The sequence below is a fragment of the Levilactobacillus wangkuiensis genome, assembly GCF_016861605.1.
GTDB lineage: Bacteria > Bacillota > Bacilli > Lactobacillales > Lactobacillaceae > Levilactobacillus > Levilactobacillus wangkuiensis.
On sequence record NZ_BOLM01000017.1, the window covers coordinates 43,079 to 57,869 of the forward strand.

General features: G+C 46.9%; 17 protein-coding genes. 15 read left to right on the forward strand and 2 right to left on the reverse strand.

Annotated elements, in window-relative coordinates:
* Positions 1-16: 16 nt before the first annotated feature.
* From JUF13_RS11160 to yjeM, 15 genes are all read left to right on the forward strand, one after another.
* Positions 17-451, forward strand: coding sequence for a hypothetical protein (locus JUF13_RS11160; RefSeq protein WP_203639729.1), 435 nt, complete (start codon positions 17-19; stop codon positions 449-451).
* 184 nt (positions 452-635) lie between these two features.
* Positions 636-1,499 (forward strand): hypothetical protein, encoded by an 864-nt coding sequence (locus tag JUF13_RS11165; RefSeq protein ID WP_203639730.1) that lies wholly within the window; start codon positions 636-638, stop codon positions 1,497-1,499.
* A gap of 45 nt (positions 1,500-1,544) precedes the next feature.
* Positions 1,545-2,066, forward strand: a complete 522-nt coding sequence (locus tag JUF13_RS11170) for a hypothetical protein (RefSeq protein ID WP_203639731.1) — start codon at positions 1,545-1,547, stop codon at positions 2,064-2,066.
* Between the two features lie 37 nt (positions 2,067-2,103).
* Positions 2,104-2,550 carry a hypothetical protein gene (locus tag JUF13_RS11175; RefSeq protein WP_203639732.1) on the forward strand — a complete coding sequence of 149 codons (447 nt, stop codon included), beginning with the start codon at positions 2,104-2,106 and terminating at the stop codon, positions 2,548-2,550.
* Between the two features lie 11 nt (positions 2,551-2,561).
* A complete protein-coding gene (locus JUF13_RS11180; protein ID WP_203639733.1) occupies positions 2,562-3,077 on the forward strand; it encodes a hypothetical protein in 516 nt (171 codons plus the stop codon).
* A gap of 147 nt (positions 3,078-3,224) precedes the next feature.
* Positions 3,225-4,286: a hypothetical protein gene (locus JUF13_RS11185; RefSeq protein WP_203639734.1), complete on the forward strand. Its 1,062-nt coding sequence runs from the start codon at positions 3,225-3,227 to the stop codon at positions 4,284-4,286.
* A gap of 94 nt (positions 4,287-4,380) precedes the next feature.
* Complete coding sequence (locus JUF13_RS11190; protein WP_203639735.1) at positions 4,381-4,845, forward strand: hypothetical protein; 465 nt, start codon at positions 4,381-4,383, stop codon at positions 4,843-4,845.
* A 27-nt stretch (positions 4,846-4,872) separates the two neighbouring features.
* Complete coding sequence (locus tag JUF13_RS11195) at positions 4,873-5,430, forward strand: hypothetical protein (protein ID WP_203639736.1); 558 nt, start codon at positions 4,873-4,875, stop codon at positions 5,428-5,430.
* 35 nt (positions 5,431-5,465) lie between these two features.
* Positions 5,466-6,833: a zinc metalloprotease gene (locus tag JUF13_RS11200; RefSeq protein WP_203639737.1), complete on the forward strand. Its 1,368-nt coding sequence runs from the start codon at positions 5,466-5,468 to the stop codon at positions 6,831-6,833.
* An 18-nt stretch (positions 6,834-6,851) separates the two neighbouring features.
* A complete protein-coding gene (locus JUF13_RS11205; RefSeq protein WP_203639738.1) occupies positions 6,852-7,214 on the forward strand; it encodes a hypothetical protein in 363 nt (120 codons plus the stop codon).
* A 58-nt stretch (positions 7,215-7,272) separates the two neighbouring features.
* A complete protein-coding gene (locus tag JUF13_RS11210; protein WP_203639739.1) occupies positions 7,273-7,635 on the forward strand; it encodes a hypothetical protein in 363 nt (120 codons plus the stop codon).
* Between the two features lie 53 nt (positions 7,636-7,688).
* Positions 7,689-8,570 carry a hypothetical protein gene (locus JUF13_RS11215; RefSeq protein WP_203639740.1) on the forward strand — a complete coding sequence of 294 codons (882 nt, stop codon included), beginning with the start codon at positions 7,689-7,691 and terminating at the stop codon, positions 8,568-8,570.
* 162 nt (positions 8,571-8,732) lie between these two features.
* Positions 8,733-10,475, forward strand: a complete 1,743-nt coding sequence (locus tag JUF13_RS11220; RefSeq protein WP_203639741.1) for a putative glycosyltransferase family protein — start codon at positions 8,733-8,735, stop codon at positions 10,473-10,475.
* A 209-nt stretch (positions 10,476-10,684) separates the two neighbouring features.
* Positions 10,685-11,110: an Hsp20/alpha crystallin family protein gene (locus JUF13_RS11225; protein ID WP_125765275.1), complete on the forward strand. Its 426-nt coding sequence runs from the start codon at positions 10,685-10,687 to the stop codon at positions 11,108-11,110.
* Between the two features lie 209 nt (positions 11,111-11,319).
* The gene (gene yjeM / locus JUF13_RS11230; protein ID WP_373300831.1) at positions 11,320-12,810 is read left to right on the forward strand and encodes a glutamate/gamma-aminobutyrate family transporter YjeM; all 1,491 of its coding nucleotides are present in this window, start codon (positions 11,320-11,322) and stop codon (positions 12,808-12,810) included.
* Positions 12,811-13,458: 648 nt separating this feature from the next.
* On the opposite strand, the gene JUF13_RS11235 is transcribed toward yjeM, so the two are convergent.
* Both JUF13_RS11235 and JUF13_RS11240 read right to left on the reverse strand, forming a co-directional pair.
* Positions 13,459-14,310, reverse strand: a complete 852-nt coding sequence (locus JUF13_RS11235; RefSeq protein ID WP_203639742.1) for an aldo/keto reductase — start codon at positions 14,308-14,310, stop codon at positions 13,459-13,461.
* Between the two features lie 111 nt (positions 14,311-14,421).
* The gene (locus tag JUF13_RS11240; protein WP_203639743.1) at positions 14,422-14,583 is read right to left on the reverse strand and encodes a hypothetical protein; all 162 of its coding nucleotides are present in this window, start codon (positions 14,581-14,583) and stop codon (positions 14,422-14,424) included.
* Positions 14,584-14,791 lie beyond the last annotated feature (208 nt).

The following is a 14,791-nucleotide window of genomic DNA, read 5'->3' on the forward strand; positions in this document are numbered from 1 at the left end:
TGAAGGAGCAAAACTTATGAAGAAGTTATTCGCACTGGTTGCGGTGAGCCTGTCAGTTGGCCTGCCACTGGCATTGAATGTGCCAACCACGGCTCATGCGGCCAAGTGGCACCAAGGGACGCCCAAGGTGTTGCGTGGTACTTGGGAACGTATGGAAACTGTGGGTAAGGGACAAAACGCTTTTAAAGCCAAAATGGGTGTGCAAGTGACTAAGAAACGCGCGATAGCTTACTTCATTGGCGATCCGTTTGTATTAAAGAAGATGCAGTATCAGAAAACGAGTAAACATGTTTATGTATTGAAGGGAACCGAAGCACTCTATACGCGTAAACCTACGATGGGAAAGATACGGATCCATCAGGTTGGTAAACGTTTAAAGTTCCAGGTGTATGAGGATTTTGGGAAACAAGCGCATTATGAAAAAATGAGCGCTTGGCTGGTAAAGAAGTAATAGAGTAGTCAATGCAAATCAGACGTAGTTAAACATTCAGCTAGCGAATAAGGGAGTGATTGCGTCCGGACGGCGCAGTTTGGAAATCGCTGGTTGATTTTACATAGTGCATAAGCGGGTAATAAGTTGATCGTATTCATGAAGTTGTTGGGAATAGTTGAAACCAATTTTGGAGGGAATAGTTATGAATAAGTTTATCGTAAGAACAGCCTTAACCTCAGTCACGGCACTGGCTTTATTTGGCGGTGCGGATATTTTAACGAATGGTAGTGTGTCACTGGGACAAACAGTGGTGGCCCAAGCCAAGACGGTTAGTCGGAGTCAGTTTTTGAGTGACGTGAATGCCGTTCAAAAAGCTGGGTTGATGTCTACTGATACCATTAAGGGAGAGCTGGGAATTTCAACAATCAAGGCCTTTTTAGCAGATCCATTAGCTGCTTATGGGGAGACAAATCCTGAGACACCAACGATAGCTGGAGCAGTACTAGACTATCAGAACTTGAATACACCAGGCTATTTTAGAGATCAGGATGCATTTGATCAAGACTACGCCGCGGTCATGTCTTTATACAACCATTTTAAATCTCGGTTGACGAAGAGTGATCAGATTGCCCTGGACACGTATAAGGGTGATGTAGATGCTGTTAAAAATACTGAGAGAGATAATGATTTTAAGTTAAACGATTTTTGTGAAAACTTCTTCTCGGCTCTTGAAGATTATGATGAAACCGTCACTAAAGTCCAACCAGCAGCCAAAGCTAACAAGGTTTACAGCGTCAAAGCGCGTAAGCAGGGCAAATACGTTGTGGTAACGGGAAAGGTCACGAATAACCGACTGACCAAGTCAGCGTTAGCCAAGACTAAGAAGCTGAACCGGGTGAAGGTCACGTCTTACCGTGGCGCCAAGTACCTGAAGATCAGTAAGAAGAATACCTTCAAAATCAAATTGTATGCACCTAAAGCTAAGAGTGTTAAAGCCAATGCTGGTGGGTTGAACGGCAGCAAGTACGCTTCTATCACCAAGACAGTTAAAGTTGCGGTCCGCTAGTCAGTGATAGCATACGACGATAAGAATAGGTAAGGAGCACGTACGATGAAACGATTCGTTCTACAAATTGGCTTGGTTTTAGCTAGCCTAGGCTTGGGCGGTGTATTCACTGCGAATATAACGCCAACAGCTCAGGCAGCCACAACGCCCAAAAACATTAAAACCTTCCCCAAGAAAATGCGGGGGACTTGGTACTACCGAGATGGGAATAACAGTACTTACAGGACGATTTTTACCAAGCACACCATGAAGAAAGCTATTTTACATGATGGTCAGGTGCAACACAAATGGACTTATAGATTGGTTGTCAAGAGTAAGAAAATGGGTGATGTGTACTTGAACAAAAATGGCCATGGTTGGTACATGGTCAGTGTGGCCTACACCGATGCATGGACCAATTACAAGCGCGGCACTTACACAATCAAGGGGCACAAGTATGCGGCCCTATACACCGGCGCAGTCAGTGTATTAGATCCTGTGCGGAAGAAAGTATCTTTTGATATGGCCATGCACAAAGACCATGGACGCGCTTATAGCAAGAAGGTTTCTATTAAAGGCTTACTTTAAGCAAGCCGGCAATCGATTTTAATTGGAGGTCATAATCATGAAAAAAGTCTTTGCTACAGCAGCGGCCGTTGTATTTGGCCTGACCCTTGGAGCCGTTGCACAACCACAAACTAGTGCACAGGCTGCTAAGTACCATCAAGGGATGCCTAAGGTTCTTCGCGGGAAGTGGATGATTCCCAAGAAGGATCATTGGCAAATAGTTGGTGAGAATGAGGACAATTTAAAGTACTTCAAAGTGTCGAACAAAAAGTTTGTGATTAAGCAAATTGATACTAATGACACCTACTTGTCTCCACGATATAAGAAAACGTCCAAGGGCCATTACACGGTCTTAACCCACTACAAGATGATCAGTACCATCGTAAAAGGTCGAGTATTCAAAAGTAAAAAGAACGTTAAAATGCACTTCGTTCTGAAGAAAGGCGTGCTGAATATTAAAGGCAACAGTAGTATCGTTGGCTTACCTTATCAGCGGGTTAAGTAAGGGGCAAGCACATGAATCGATTAGTGATTAAGAGCGGACTCATTTTAGCCGGTCTAAGCGTTGGCGTGGTGGCGATGCAAACGCACGTTTCAACACCCGCTGCGGCCGCTAAAACCGTGACGACGTTTCCCAAGAAGATGCGCGGCACCTGGTATTACCGGGATGCTGAGCACTATCGCTACAAGACGACCTTTACCAAACGGTCGATGAAACTGACTACTTGGCACTATGGCAAGTCTCAAGGCACGTCAACTTATAAGCTGGTTAAGAGTTTTACGACGAAACATGCGGTGAACCTGACTAGCAATGGTCATGGCTGGTACACCGTTGCCTGGACCAACAGTAATATGTGGAAGAGTTACAAGCGCGGTACCTACACCCTCAGAGGTCATCAGTACGCGGCACTGTACACCGGGATGGTCGGTGTGGCGGGACCAATGGGTAAAAAGGCCTCGTTTGCAGCGGCCATGCATCAGGACCGGGCTCACGTGTATACCAAGAAGGTTGCCATTAAAGGATTACGTTAAGCAAGACACAAAGAGTTGGTGGATGACAGTCGAGTTGTCCCCAACTTATTTGCGTGAAAGATAAAGCCGCAAAGATAGTGACGCTGTGCTTGGACGACTATCTAAACGGCGGAGGTTGCCAAATAGAAAAGGATAGGGAGTCATCTTATGAAGAACACACGAGGTCTATCTATTAGTAAGATAGTGGGTCAGCTGCTGATCATTGGCGTTACCTTTGGTGTAGTTGGGGCTGGTTCTGTTGGGAATAAACATGAAACGGTGGTCGCGCAAGCTAAGAGTGCCACTTTTCATAAGGGCGGCCATTTGTGGTATCGCGGTTCAGGAAAACATGGCATGAATGTTGAGGTCATGCCCAAAAAAGTCCACGCCAATAGTCATGGTAGTTATAAGATTCCAAAGAATAAGACAAGCCACTTTCGGTTATACACAGTAACTGGGATGCCAGTAATTCCTGCTAAGAAGACAGGTTATGCTGCCCCTGCATTTACTGGTCAGTGGGATCAGATTACCACGGGTGCTTGGGGCAATGATCAAGACTTTAAGCACTTACCTAAGATTATTAAAAAGTACTGGGGCAAACGCTACATGGCAACATCTAGAGGGGACACATTGGTTCAGTATCAAGGGACACCAATCAAGACATTTAACTTACCGACTGTTCACGGGACTGTGCTCAAGTTTCAAACCGATGATGAGTTCGGAGGCTATACGATTGTCGTGCCTTCCAGCCAGGCTGATACAGATCTGACGAAAAACACGGTTCAGCCGCTAGTGACCGCAAAGTCATTTAAATATATGGATAAGCAATCGTTCTACTATACGTGGGGTGTTGCCGATAAGTTACAAGGAATGGCTAAAGGATATCATTATCCGATCATTAATGCTTTCGCGCGAACGCATCCAAAAGGTTTTAAATCATTGTGGCCTAAAAATAGTCAATGGGTTCAAAACAGCAGCGGTGGCTTAGCTGATTTATATTATCACGTAGATGAGAAGACACAAACCGTTAAATTTAGCGGTTATCCGGAGAAGCCTGGGCATTATGTTTTTAAGTTTTACATTATGGCAACGGATAGTCGTGGTGAGTTATTAGAAGGTCAATCACCTATTGAACAAATTGGCAAACAAGAAGTGGACATTAGCCGGGGAAAAACCACGACTGTTAGCGAAAATCAGTATGAAAAACTATTTGATGCTGATAATTATTAATTGGGTAATGCAGGACTTTTAACAATTAGTCGTTATTTGTGAAGATGCCAGGATAGTGAAAATTATTGTGGCGATGTGAAGGGGATTTAAACACATGAAAAAATTTTGGATAACTTTGACGTTGTTACTGACGATGGTCGGTGGATTATCGCTGATTAATGCCAATCCAGTGACAGCTCAAGTAGTGACGAAGCATTACACGGTCGTTCCAAAGACCTTGCGCGGCCATTGGCGGCATTACGATAAAAAGAAGAAGGGCTACGATAAGGTTATTTTTACCAAGTGGCAGTGGAAGTATCGAGATGCTGGTCAGAAGAAATGGCATAGCCTGTCTGGGAAGACCTTTAAAATGGCGAAGCATGTCCGGGCTAGCAGTCCCTGGTATAGCGACTTGTCGATCACAAAATCTGGCAAGCACAAGACCTATACGGTAGGTCAGAGCTATTCAGATATGTGGCCAAGCTGGCGGCGGGTCAAGCGGAATGGTAAGACAGCGTTACGTAGCATGCCAGCCGCACTGGGCCAAAAAGTCTCGTCTACTTATTACTATCGCTATTAGTCGTTTGAGAAGTTGGGAGGGCAATTCATGAAGCATTTAAAATGGTTCGCACTCATGGTCGCTTTGGTGGGCGGATTGTATATGTTTCCACAAACGGCGTCGGCCAAGGTCTACCACTATAATCCCAAGTCCATTCGCGGGACGTGGTATGACAACACGAATGATAAAAATTATCGGCAATATTACCTAAAAACGCGTGTGACCAAGTATCACGTGTACGTGTCGGATGGGCCTAAGGGGCAAATGCCAGGGTATCGTGTCAAGACACAAACCTACAGCTTTAATCACGGGAAAAAGAGTCAACGGCTACACGTCTATACGGATAAACAGGGATTCTATGTAGTCACGAAGGGCAAAGCCAAGTCCGTTAAGTTCCCGTCACAAAAGTACCATTATAAAACGGCAATCATAAACGCCGCTTTCATCGGTCGGCCAACGCATCACAAGCTACGGGGCAAGAACTACCGGGTCATGGAACAGTTCGTCCACAACGCGTCGGCACCCTATCAACGTTGGTACTCCTACCAGTACCCGAAAATCATTAAGTCACCGGGGACGTCATACAGTAACCAGAGGAAGCTTTAAGCGCGAATCATACATGTAACAGGAGGTGTGTAGAAATGAAACGAAAGACAATTACAACCGTCGGCATCATTACAGCCACGCTATCAGTTGGCTTGGTCACCTTGAACGCTCGCGAAAATATGGGAGCAGCGTTAGCCAAAACTAAGTCTGTGAAGGTTGTAAAGACTAAGAAAATGAGTGGAAAAGCTTACCGGGCCAAGAAGGGTTATCTCTATAAGAATAAGCGGTTAACTAAGAAGTCCTGGTCGTTGAAGCATCACCGGAAGACCACTTTTTATGCCAAAAAGCAGGTCACTGTGAAGAAGTCTAATGGAAAGAAGGCCATTTACTTCTACGTGGTCACGAAGAATCAGCGGACCAAGGGGTACGTTTGGCGAGGAAATCTGAAACGGTATGTGGTAAAGAAGTCCAAGAAAGCCACTACAACCAAGAAAGTCGTTGCCAAGCCAACGGTGACCAAGGCCGAATTGCAGTCATTGATTGATCAGTCGCCAGATTTAGATCCAACTGGCAAGCTGTTGTCTTTGACTAAGAAGGACTATCAGACATACGAAGACCTCTTTGATACGAATTTTAATTTGACGAACTTTAGTGATACTGGCGTTTTTAAACACCATCAAGCCACACTGTACGTTAAGGATTCTGCCTTAAATGATGCAACTCAGGAGGCTATCGGTAAGTGGAATCAAGCCTTAGGAAGTACGGTCTTCAAGTTGGGAACCAAGGACAGCCATACAATGACGGTCAAGTTTGGAAATGGACAAACTGATTACTGGGACGGCTTGTACGGAAGTGACACGGTACAGATTGATAGAACAGGGTTTAATGATCCTGACCACGGTAAGACTATCGTTAAAAATACCGCTTTATCTCAACAGTATCAAAGTCTCAAGACTAAAATTGTTCAGAATAAAACAGACTTTGATGCGCAAAGTGCAGTTGTTTCACAACAATATCGTGACAAAGTCGTTGTTTTGAGCCAAGAGATTGCAAAATTATCTCCACTTGAGGCAAAATCATTAGTTGCTCAGCGAAAGCAATTGGGTAAACAGAAGATTGCAGACTTATCAGCACTAAAGAAAGCGTACAGTCAGCGTAATTCTGATTTACGTAACCAGCAAGATGCAATTTCTAAAAAGATGACAACCACTGAGCATGCAAAGTACTGGACTGGCGTCATGATGCATGAACTAGGCCATGCTCTGGGATTGGACCATACGCCTTATTTGGCAGACATCGTTTTCGCTAACAATAACAAAGAGGGAAAGTACGAATCGCAAAATGTGAAGTATCCTTGGTCAGCGTTCAAGGGTCCCCAAGTAAATGGTGGGGTTGAAACACAGACCTTGTCGCAACGAGACATTGACCGGGCGAAACTGACGGAACAGTTAGGATACTGGTAAGTGAAAGGAAGTACGACAATGAAAAAAATGAAATGGTTACTGACCGCGTTATTAATGTTAGGTGTCGCAGTCTTACTAATTAACGCAACCCCAACCACGGCCAATGCGGCTACGGTTAACGGGATGCCTAAAGCGTTGCGTCACGTATGGATTCGGGGCAAGTACAAGACCAAAATCACGAAGTATCACATTTATTGGGCACCAACAGGCAAGAAGTACACGAGTCAGATTTCGTTTAAAAAAGTTCTCAAGAGCGGCAACAAGTATACCGTTAAAAAGACTGATCTGTTCGAGCAAACGCCGTACTGGATTAAAGGGCACAAGATGTATCACGGGATGCGAGGGGATGCTAATGATCCTTTGACAATTTGGCATCGTTAACGTCAAGTGACTGGAGATTTTGTCCGTTGATTAAATGAAAGTGTAGGAGGTTTTACTAATGCGTTCTGGATTAAAATGGACGGCTGCGTTGCTGGCAACCTTGACGTTGTCAACGACGGCATTAACACCAGTTACGGCCAATGCTTCTCGTTATCACTCGGGGATGCCGAAGAAGTTTTGGGGTCACTGGCGGAATAAAAGTGAACGTATGCGCATCAGAAAGAACGGGTACGATTCAGCGTTGAGAGTCGCAACCGGCTGGGTTTTTGTGTATGGCAAGCCGCGAGTCAAGGCCCTTGGACACAATAAGTATCGGGTTCGAATCTTTACCTATAAAGCTAACCGCTGGACGACGCATTCATTCACTTATATTTCTAAGAATAAAATCAAATGGCTTGGTGAAACGCTCAAACGATATTAGTTTTCGCGCGGTTATGTAGAGATTTGGATTTTTTTGAAATCAGGAGGCACTTTATGAAACATTTTAAATGGTTCGCACTGGTTGTTGCGGTAATGGGCGGGTTATATCTATCCCAACAAGCACCAACGACTGCGAATGCCGCGGTTCACTACATTCACAAGTGGCAGCATCCCTATCCGATTGATTTGCCGGAATACGAGGAGAATTCCGACAAGCCCAATCGTGCCGGCGTTTATTCCAGCAGGGGAAAGCTGTTGCGACGGGTAAATGGGACAAAATTGACGGGTAATTACTGGCCGTTAGCTGAGGCTAAGATTAAGGGCCATAAGTATTATCGCGTTTATAAGTATTCTTGGCGAGCTAATCATGAGGGCACGCATAAATTAGTCGGCTGGATGCGGACGTCGGCTTTTGGGAAGCAACCCAAGCATAAGGAATATGCCTCTGACATGTTTTACTCGTACTCCGCAAACTTTGGCGACGCTGATTTGCCCAAGGCTATGTGGATATATGAAATTTTAGGCCAACCGATTAAATTTCAGGCGGAAAATGCGGGACATTCATTTTCCTTTGCGACCAGCGCCGAGTTTGTTTTGCGCTCATATATGAGAGAGTCGGATGGTAATTATTCAAACACGGGGGTTGAGGCCCTGCGGTGCACGGGTGGCGAATTAGAACTGTTCTATTCGTCGCAAAAGAAAGGAAAACACAGCGTCACGAAGTATCTCAAGAGCGGTAAAACGCAGCATTACACGATTTACGATAATAAATACGGTAACGTGCCAACGACGATCAAGAATAATGTCAAAGGCAAGTGGTTAACCTTCTCGTACAAGTTAAAGGGTAAAAAGCATACCTATACGATTACGAGCAAGGGGGTTACGCGATTCGACGGCAAAAAATTGACCTATACGGTCGAATCTAACGAAGGGTGAGGTCGAAGTGATGATCTGACGGGATATTCCTTCAGGTTATTTACGAAATGGGAAGGTCTCGTTCAACAGTAAGCTTAATTATGAACTACCAGACTAGCTAGAAAGCGGAGGGTGGACGCCCTCTTTTTCTTTGCCAACAGTCACTTAACAAGGAGGATTTCTATGTCAGAGTCACCAGCCCAACACCCGGTACGAACCTGGTTGTGGCACCACGCGTTTCTTTTAATTGTGATTGCGCTGTCGTTTTTAGCGGCGTTACCGCAGCTTACCAATCATTCGGTCATTCTCGGTGTCGATGGGCTCTTTCACTTTAACCGGTTCTACGACGTTGTCATGCAGCTAAAACAGGTTAATTTCCATTATTTTGTCGCACCCTATGAGTATCAGGGGATGGGCCGGATGGTCAACGCCATCTATGGGCCGTTTGCCGCGGGATTCAATGGCGCCTTACTCCTGCTGGCAGGCAACTACGTGAAATATCAAGTCCTATCTCGCGTCGTCCTCAGCGCAGTCGCGGCCGAGTGCATGTACGTGGCACTCCGCCGGTGTCGGGTCACCAACCTGACAGCTCAGGCGATTGCCATTCTTTACCCGTTTACTTATCAAATTATTATGTGGAATATCCGTCAGTCCTTCATGAGCTGGGGCGCGGCGTTGATGCCGTTAGGCGTAATCGTCGGGGTGCGGATGATTGAAAATCGCGAGCACCCGGTCAACGTTTGGCAGCTGGCGATTGTGATGGCGCTGTTGACGCAGACCCATTTGATTTCAGCCGCGCAAATTGCACTGATGCTGTTTGTCTACGCAATAGTTGCCCTGTTCCGTCTGCCAAATCGACGTGATTTTCTCTTGAAAATTGGGCAGGCCATCCTGCTGTACCTGGTTCTATGTGCCAACGTGATTGCCGGCATGGTAGAAGTCTTTATGGGCAACCGAATCTTGGGCGTCGGTCAGGTCAAAGATCCAGGTCGAAAGGCGTTTAACGTCCTAGTCCTACATCGCTCGCGCTACCTGATTCTGGTGGTGTTGGTCGCTAGCCTGATTATTCTTTTGATTGGTTGGCGAAAATTAAGCTTCTCGACCAAGGTGACGGCCAGTCTCGGTACGGGTTTTTATGTGATCTCATCGGTACTCTTGCCCTGGAATGCCATCTTCCGTTTACTGCCGGCCATCAGTTTTATCCAGTTTCCTTCGCGGTTTATGGCCGTGGGGACGGTGCTATTGTTGGTCGCTGACGGTCAGTTACTGTCAACGACAATCCTGGGTCGTGGGTGGAATGGATTGCTACGACTAGGGATTGCCGGGTTAGGCGTCCTGTTAATTGCCGTGAATGGCTACTCAACCCTGCGGCATACGCAACAACTTTTTGCGGTTCCACGTGCCATTTATCCAGCACGGACGTACGCCGCTAAGGAACTGGAAAGCTTGCGGACAGCCTTTAATAGCTCTAATCTTGCTAAGCCATTGACGCTCGCAACTAAATCAACACCGGATTATTTACCCCTTCAGCCGAACTACAAACCGACTGATAATGTTTTCGCGGCGTACGAGGAACTGGACCACGTGCTTTACCAACGTACCGGTCCGCGCCTACACCAAACGATTGGGCAACACGTCACAACGCTACGGTGGGCGGGCACGAAAGCCCAGTCATTGACGTTGCCGGTCGCCATGTACCGCAACACGCAGGCGACGCTGAATGGGCACGCCTTTCAGTACCGCAACAATCCCAAGCAGACATTGCGGCTGGCAACGGTTCAGAGTCGGGCTGGTCAAAATACGTTTACCTTTCATTATCAGCCGCGATTGCTTTCACGGGGACTCCTGTGGGTTGCAGCACTTGGCTGGTTAGGGGCCTTAGTTTGGTGGTGGCGGTCGCGATTGACCAATAGCCAAAAGTTCTGACCTTTTAACCAATCGTTTGACCTTTAATCAGATTAATTGACCTTTCTGGTGACGAGAACTATTATGTTTTCAATATAAAAGCTGGTATTAAAGCGATGAACTGGTGAAATTAGCACTCTAATACTACGAGTGCTAATTACTTGCAATCCTGACCAATACTGACTATTATAGATAATGTAATCAAGCAAAGCAGAAAGGGGTTATTGATTATGACTAACGATGTTATGAACCGGAACTTTGATTTCTTTGATCCAATGAATTTCTTTAACGAAGTGGGGAACCTGGGACGCGACATGTTTAGCGGCGATGGCTCTATGAAGACGGATGTTGTGGAACACGATAAGGACTACGTGGTTACGGCCGAAATGCCTGGCTTCAAGAAGGAAGACATTCACGTCGATTACCGCGACGACACCCTGAGAATTTCTGGGAAGTCCGAGGTCAACCAGTCAGCTAAGGATGACGATGGCCGGATTCTCCGTCAAGAACGTAGCAGTCAAAACGTTGCGCGTTCCTTCTACCTGCCAAGCATTGACCTGGATAATGTTCAAGCCAAGTACGTTGAAGGCGTTCTGACCTTGACGTTGCCAAAGCAAACCAAGGTTGCAGACAATCATAAGATCAGCATCGACTAATTAAATCGACATTAATGAAGCCCACTGGCCACGACTGACGTGGTTGGTGGGCTTTTTGCTGGGTGGCCAATTTCTATGAGAAAAAGCCAACTTATCACACGAAAAATTTAGCCTCCTGTTAGGAAATTACCACGGGAATGTATTGTCTCTCATCTAAAATAAATAAAGCGCCTACAATTGGGCAGTCTATAATAATTGGGGAGACAATAATGGCTGATAATAACACTAAAATCACCTTAATGGCCTTAGTCATGATGATCTTTACGACCGTCTTCGGCTTTGCCAACAGTACGGTGGCCTATTTCTTAATGGGTTACTCGTCGATTCTATTCTACTTAGCCGCGGCAATCCTATTCTTTATTCCATTTGCCTTAATGATGGCGGAATATGGGGCCGCCATCAAATCTGACGAAGGGAGTGGGATGTACCAGTGGTTGGACCGCAGTGTGAACTCAGAGTTCGCCTTCATCGGGACCTTCATGTGGTTTGCATCCTACATCATCTGGCTGGTTTCCACCTCCGCGAAGGTCTGGATTCCCTTTACCACGACCTTCTTCGGGCGTGATCAAACGCAAAACTTCGCCTTCGCCGGCTTAAACGCCACGCAGGTTATTGGAATCCTGTCCTGCCTGTGGATGGTGCTGGTGACCTGGGTCTCCATCAAAGGGGTCAAGGGTATCGTGCGGATTACCAGCCTCGGTGGCTTGGCCGTCATGAGCTTAAACGCCATTTTGCTGGTCGTTTCCGGTGTCGTTTTGGCGTTGCAACATGGTAAATTTGCGCAACCACTGAGTACCTTCTTACACTCACCCCATCCCAGCTACCAACAACCGATGGGAATCATGAGCTTCGCCGTATTTGCCATCTTCGCTTATGGTGGCCTGGAAGTCTTAGGGGGCATGGTTGATAAGACCAAGAACCCGGAAAAGACGTTCCCGAAGGCCATTGTCATCTCGGCCGTCGTCATCACGTTGGGCTATGCGATTGGGATTCTTTGCTGGGGGATTAGCACGAACTGGCAAAAGGTCCTGTCCGACCCAACCACGAACATGGGAAACATTAGTTACGTCATGATGCGGAATCTGGGAGATACTTTGGGTGAAGCTATGGGGTTGAGCGCCGCCACGAGTACCACGATCGGGCTGTGGTTCGCCCGTTACACCGGTCTGGGCATGTTCTTAGCCTACTCCGGGGCCTTCTTCACGTTGACTTACTCACCGCTGAAGACGTTGATCATGGGGACGCCCAAGTCCATGTGGCCAAAGAAGTTTACCAAATTAAACGACAACGATATGCCAAGCTACGCGATGATGCTACAATGTGCCGTCGTCATCGTCATCATTCTGGTCGCGTCATTTGCCTCGAGCGATGCCTCAGCCTTCTACAACATTTTGACGCTGATGGCGAACGTATCGATGACGTTGCCATACCTGTTCCTGGTCTACGCCTTTCCCAAATTCAAGCACAACCGCGACATCGTCAAGCCGTTCGAAGTCTACAAATCACCGGCCTGGACGACCGTCATCAGTTGGGTCGTCTTCCTCGTGGTCTTGGGGGCCAACGTTTTCACGTTGCTCCAACCAATCTTGGAAAATGGCGACGTTCAGAGTACGATTTGGATGCTGGTTGGACCAATCCTGTTCGGCTTAATGGGTGTCATCTGGTACCAAGTCCGTAAACACAAACAAGCGGAGAACTAGTGCTTTGATGGCGCCTTACCGGGCGAGAAAAATGGGATCGGAACGCTGGGGGAGGACGCTGGAAGCCTGGAAAGCGGTCTTCCAGCTCGCTTTGAGCCGAAGAACACGTCTCAAAGTCGCCATTCTGCGAGTGGAACACTCGCAGAATCCCCGGCTGGACCCATTTTTCTCGCCCTCACGGCTGATACAGAACTAATTCTGCCAGTTTGTGCTTAATGGTTTTTACCCGAAAATTGGGCACAATTAGTTAGTCTAAATAAATATGCGTAAAAGAAAATGCAATCAACGTCCTCATCAATTGAGAACGCTGATTGCATTTTTAGTATACATGATTAAGTCGCCACTGAAGCGGTACTGGGGTTAAACAAGTGTGAGCCGCAAGGTTGGTGAAAATGGGTCAGTTGTGGGAGTGACCAGAGACGAGCCAAGGCGACCAGCTGTGTCGATGGTCTTAACTGAGCGATTTTCTCAGTTTAGAGCATGGGACAACCTTTGAGACCGTACCTCAGGCTCAAAGTTGAGGTGGAAGCCCGCTTCTCAGGCTGGAACCGGCCCCACAGCAGGGCACCTTGAGATCGTCGTCGGGAACGGACGCAACACGGCCTATTTTCACCAGCCCGGAGGCGCAGTACCCACGCAGTTTAAACCTTAGTACTGCTTGCCGGTTTCGTAGACGATTTCGGGTTCGTTCCCCGTCCGCTCATTCTTATTCAGAATGTCGATCATGGTCATTTCGTCAACGTCTAAACTAAAGTCAAAGATATCGGCGTTTTCCTTGATCCGGTCGGGATGGGTGGACTTGGGAATCGTCACCAATTCGTGTTGGAGTTCCCACCGCAAAACGATTTGGGCGACGGACTTGTTGTGGTGCTTGGCCATCTTAGTCAGCATTGGGTTATCTAGAACCACGCGCCGACCCAATGGACTCCAGGCTTCCGTAACAATTTTCTTTTCTTGGTCGTAGTCGAACAGTGCCTGTTGGTTTAAGTAAGGGTGGTACTCCACCTGGTTAACGACGGGCATTTCCTTGGCCTGGGTAGCGAGTAGTTCCAGGTGGGCAATGGTGTAGTTGGAGACCCCGATGGATTTGACCTTTCCATCAGCCTTCAGTTGTTCCATGGCTTTCCAGGTGTCAAAGAAGTGTTCACGAACGGGCCAGTGAACCAGTAAAAGGTCCAAGTAATCAGTCTGTAAACGTTTGAGTGAGCCTTCCACGGCCTTCATGGTCCGGTCGTAACCCTGAACGACTTCGGCGACCTTGCTGGTCAGGAAGAAGCCTTCCCGGGGCAAGCCGAGTTGGTGCAGGGTGGGACCGAGGATATCCTCGTTGCGGTAGAGCATGGCCGTGTCAAACATGCGGTAACCGGCGTTCCAGGCCGCGTCAATCGACTTGTTCATGGTTTCTTGGTCGCCGATTTTGTAGGTCCCAAAACCCATGACCGGCATGCGGTTGCCATCGGCCAGTTTGCGTGTATCCGTAATCTTGGTGGGTGGTGTCATAAAATAGTTCCTCCTTGACGGCAGATACCGTCAGTCATTGTGGGTGCGAGGCGCTGGGCCAGACACGCGTATACTCTCCATTTTAGGCTATCTAGCGCTAAATGACAACGCTTACTGCCGACGATGAAAAACGTCAAAGAGGTTGATACTAGCCTCGAACAACATCCCAAACGTCATGAGCCACATGGCCAGCATATCTTGATGGGCTAGCATACAGCCAAGCAGGATAATGTAGAGAATAAATAGAATAACCGCTGATGATTTGTGATTCAAAATATTACTCCCTTTGAAGAATTTAAGTAAAAATGCGTTAACGAATGCTACCAATTCCATTGTAGTCTTTGCCGGCACAAAAGGTTACTATCGTTCCCATTAGAAATGCTTGCGTTTCTCTAAAAGATTGCGCCCGATTTAAAATTGAAGTGCAACACCCCTTAAGACATTAAGGGTAAACAAATAGGCCATGGAGACCTATACTTTT

Coding starts and splice junctions, on each gene's coding strand:
- JUF13_RS11205 (WP_203639738.1), top strand. CDS start 6,852: ATGAAAAAAATGAAATGGTTACTGACCGCGTTATTAATGTTAGGTGTC.
- JUF13_RS11200 (WP_203639737.1), top strand. CDS start 5,466: ATGAAACGAAAGACAATTACAACCGTCGGCATCATTACAGCCACGCTA.
- JUF13_RS11160 (WP_203639729.1), top strand. CDS start 17: ATGAAGAAGTTATTCGCACTGGTTGCGGTGAGCCTGTCAGTTGGCCTG.
- JUF13_RS11220 (WP_203639741.1), top strand. CDS start 8,733: ATGTCAGAGTCACCAGCCCAACACCCGGTACGAACCTGGTTGTGGCAC.
- JUF13_RS11165 (WP_203639730.1), top strand. CDS start 636: ATGAATAAGTTTATCGTAAGAACAGCCTTAACCTCAGTCACGGCACTG.
- JUF13_RS11210 (WP_203639739.1), top strand. CDS start 7,273: ATGCGTTCTGGATTAAAATGGACGGCTGCGTTGCTGGCAACCTTGACG.
- JUF13_RS11195 (WP_203639736.1), top strand. CDS start 4,873: ATGAAGCATTTAAAATGGTTCGCACTCATGGTCGCTTTGGTGGGCGGA.
- JUF13_RS11190 (WP_203639735.1), top strand. CDS start 4,381: ATGAAAAAATTTTGGATAACTTTGACGTTGTTACTGACGATGGTCGGT.
- JUF13_RS11185 (WP_203639734.1), top strand. CDS start 3,225: ATGAAGAACACACGAGGTCTATCTATTAGTAAGATAGTGGGTCAGCTG.
- JUF13_RS11225 (WP_125765275.1), top strand. CDS start 10,685: ATGACTAACGATGTTATGAACCGGAACTTTGATTTCTTTGATCCAATG.
- JUF13_RS11180 (WP_203639733.1), top strand. CDS start 2,562: ATGAATCGATTAGTGATTAAGAGCGGACTCATTTTAGCCGGTCTAAGC.
- JUF13_RS11175 (WP_203639732.1), top strand. CDS start 2,104: ATGAAAAAAGTCTTTGCTACAGCAGCGGCCGTTGTATTTGGCCTGACC.
- JUF13_RS11215 (WP_203639740.1), top strand. CDS start 7,689: ATGAAACATTTTAAATGGTTCGCACTGGTTGTTGCGGTAATGGGCGGG.
- JUF13_RS11235 (WP_203639742.1), bottom strand. CDS start 14,310: ATGACACCACCCACCAAGATTACGGATACACGCAAACTGGCCGATGGC.
- yjeM (WP_373300831.1), top strand. CDS start 11,320: ATGGCTGATAATAACACTAAAATCACCTTAATGGCCTTAGTCATGATG.
- JUF13_RS11170 (WP_203639731.1), top strand. CDS start 1,545: ATGAAACGATTCGTTCTACAAATTGGCTTGGTTTTAGCTAGCCTAGGC.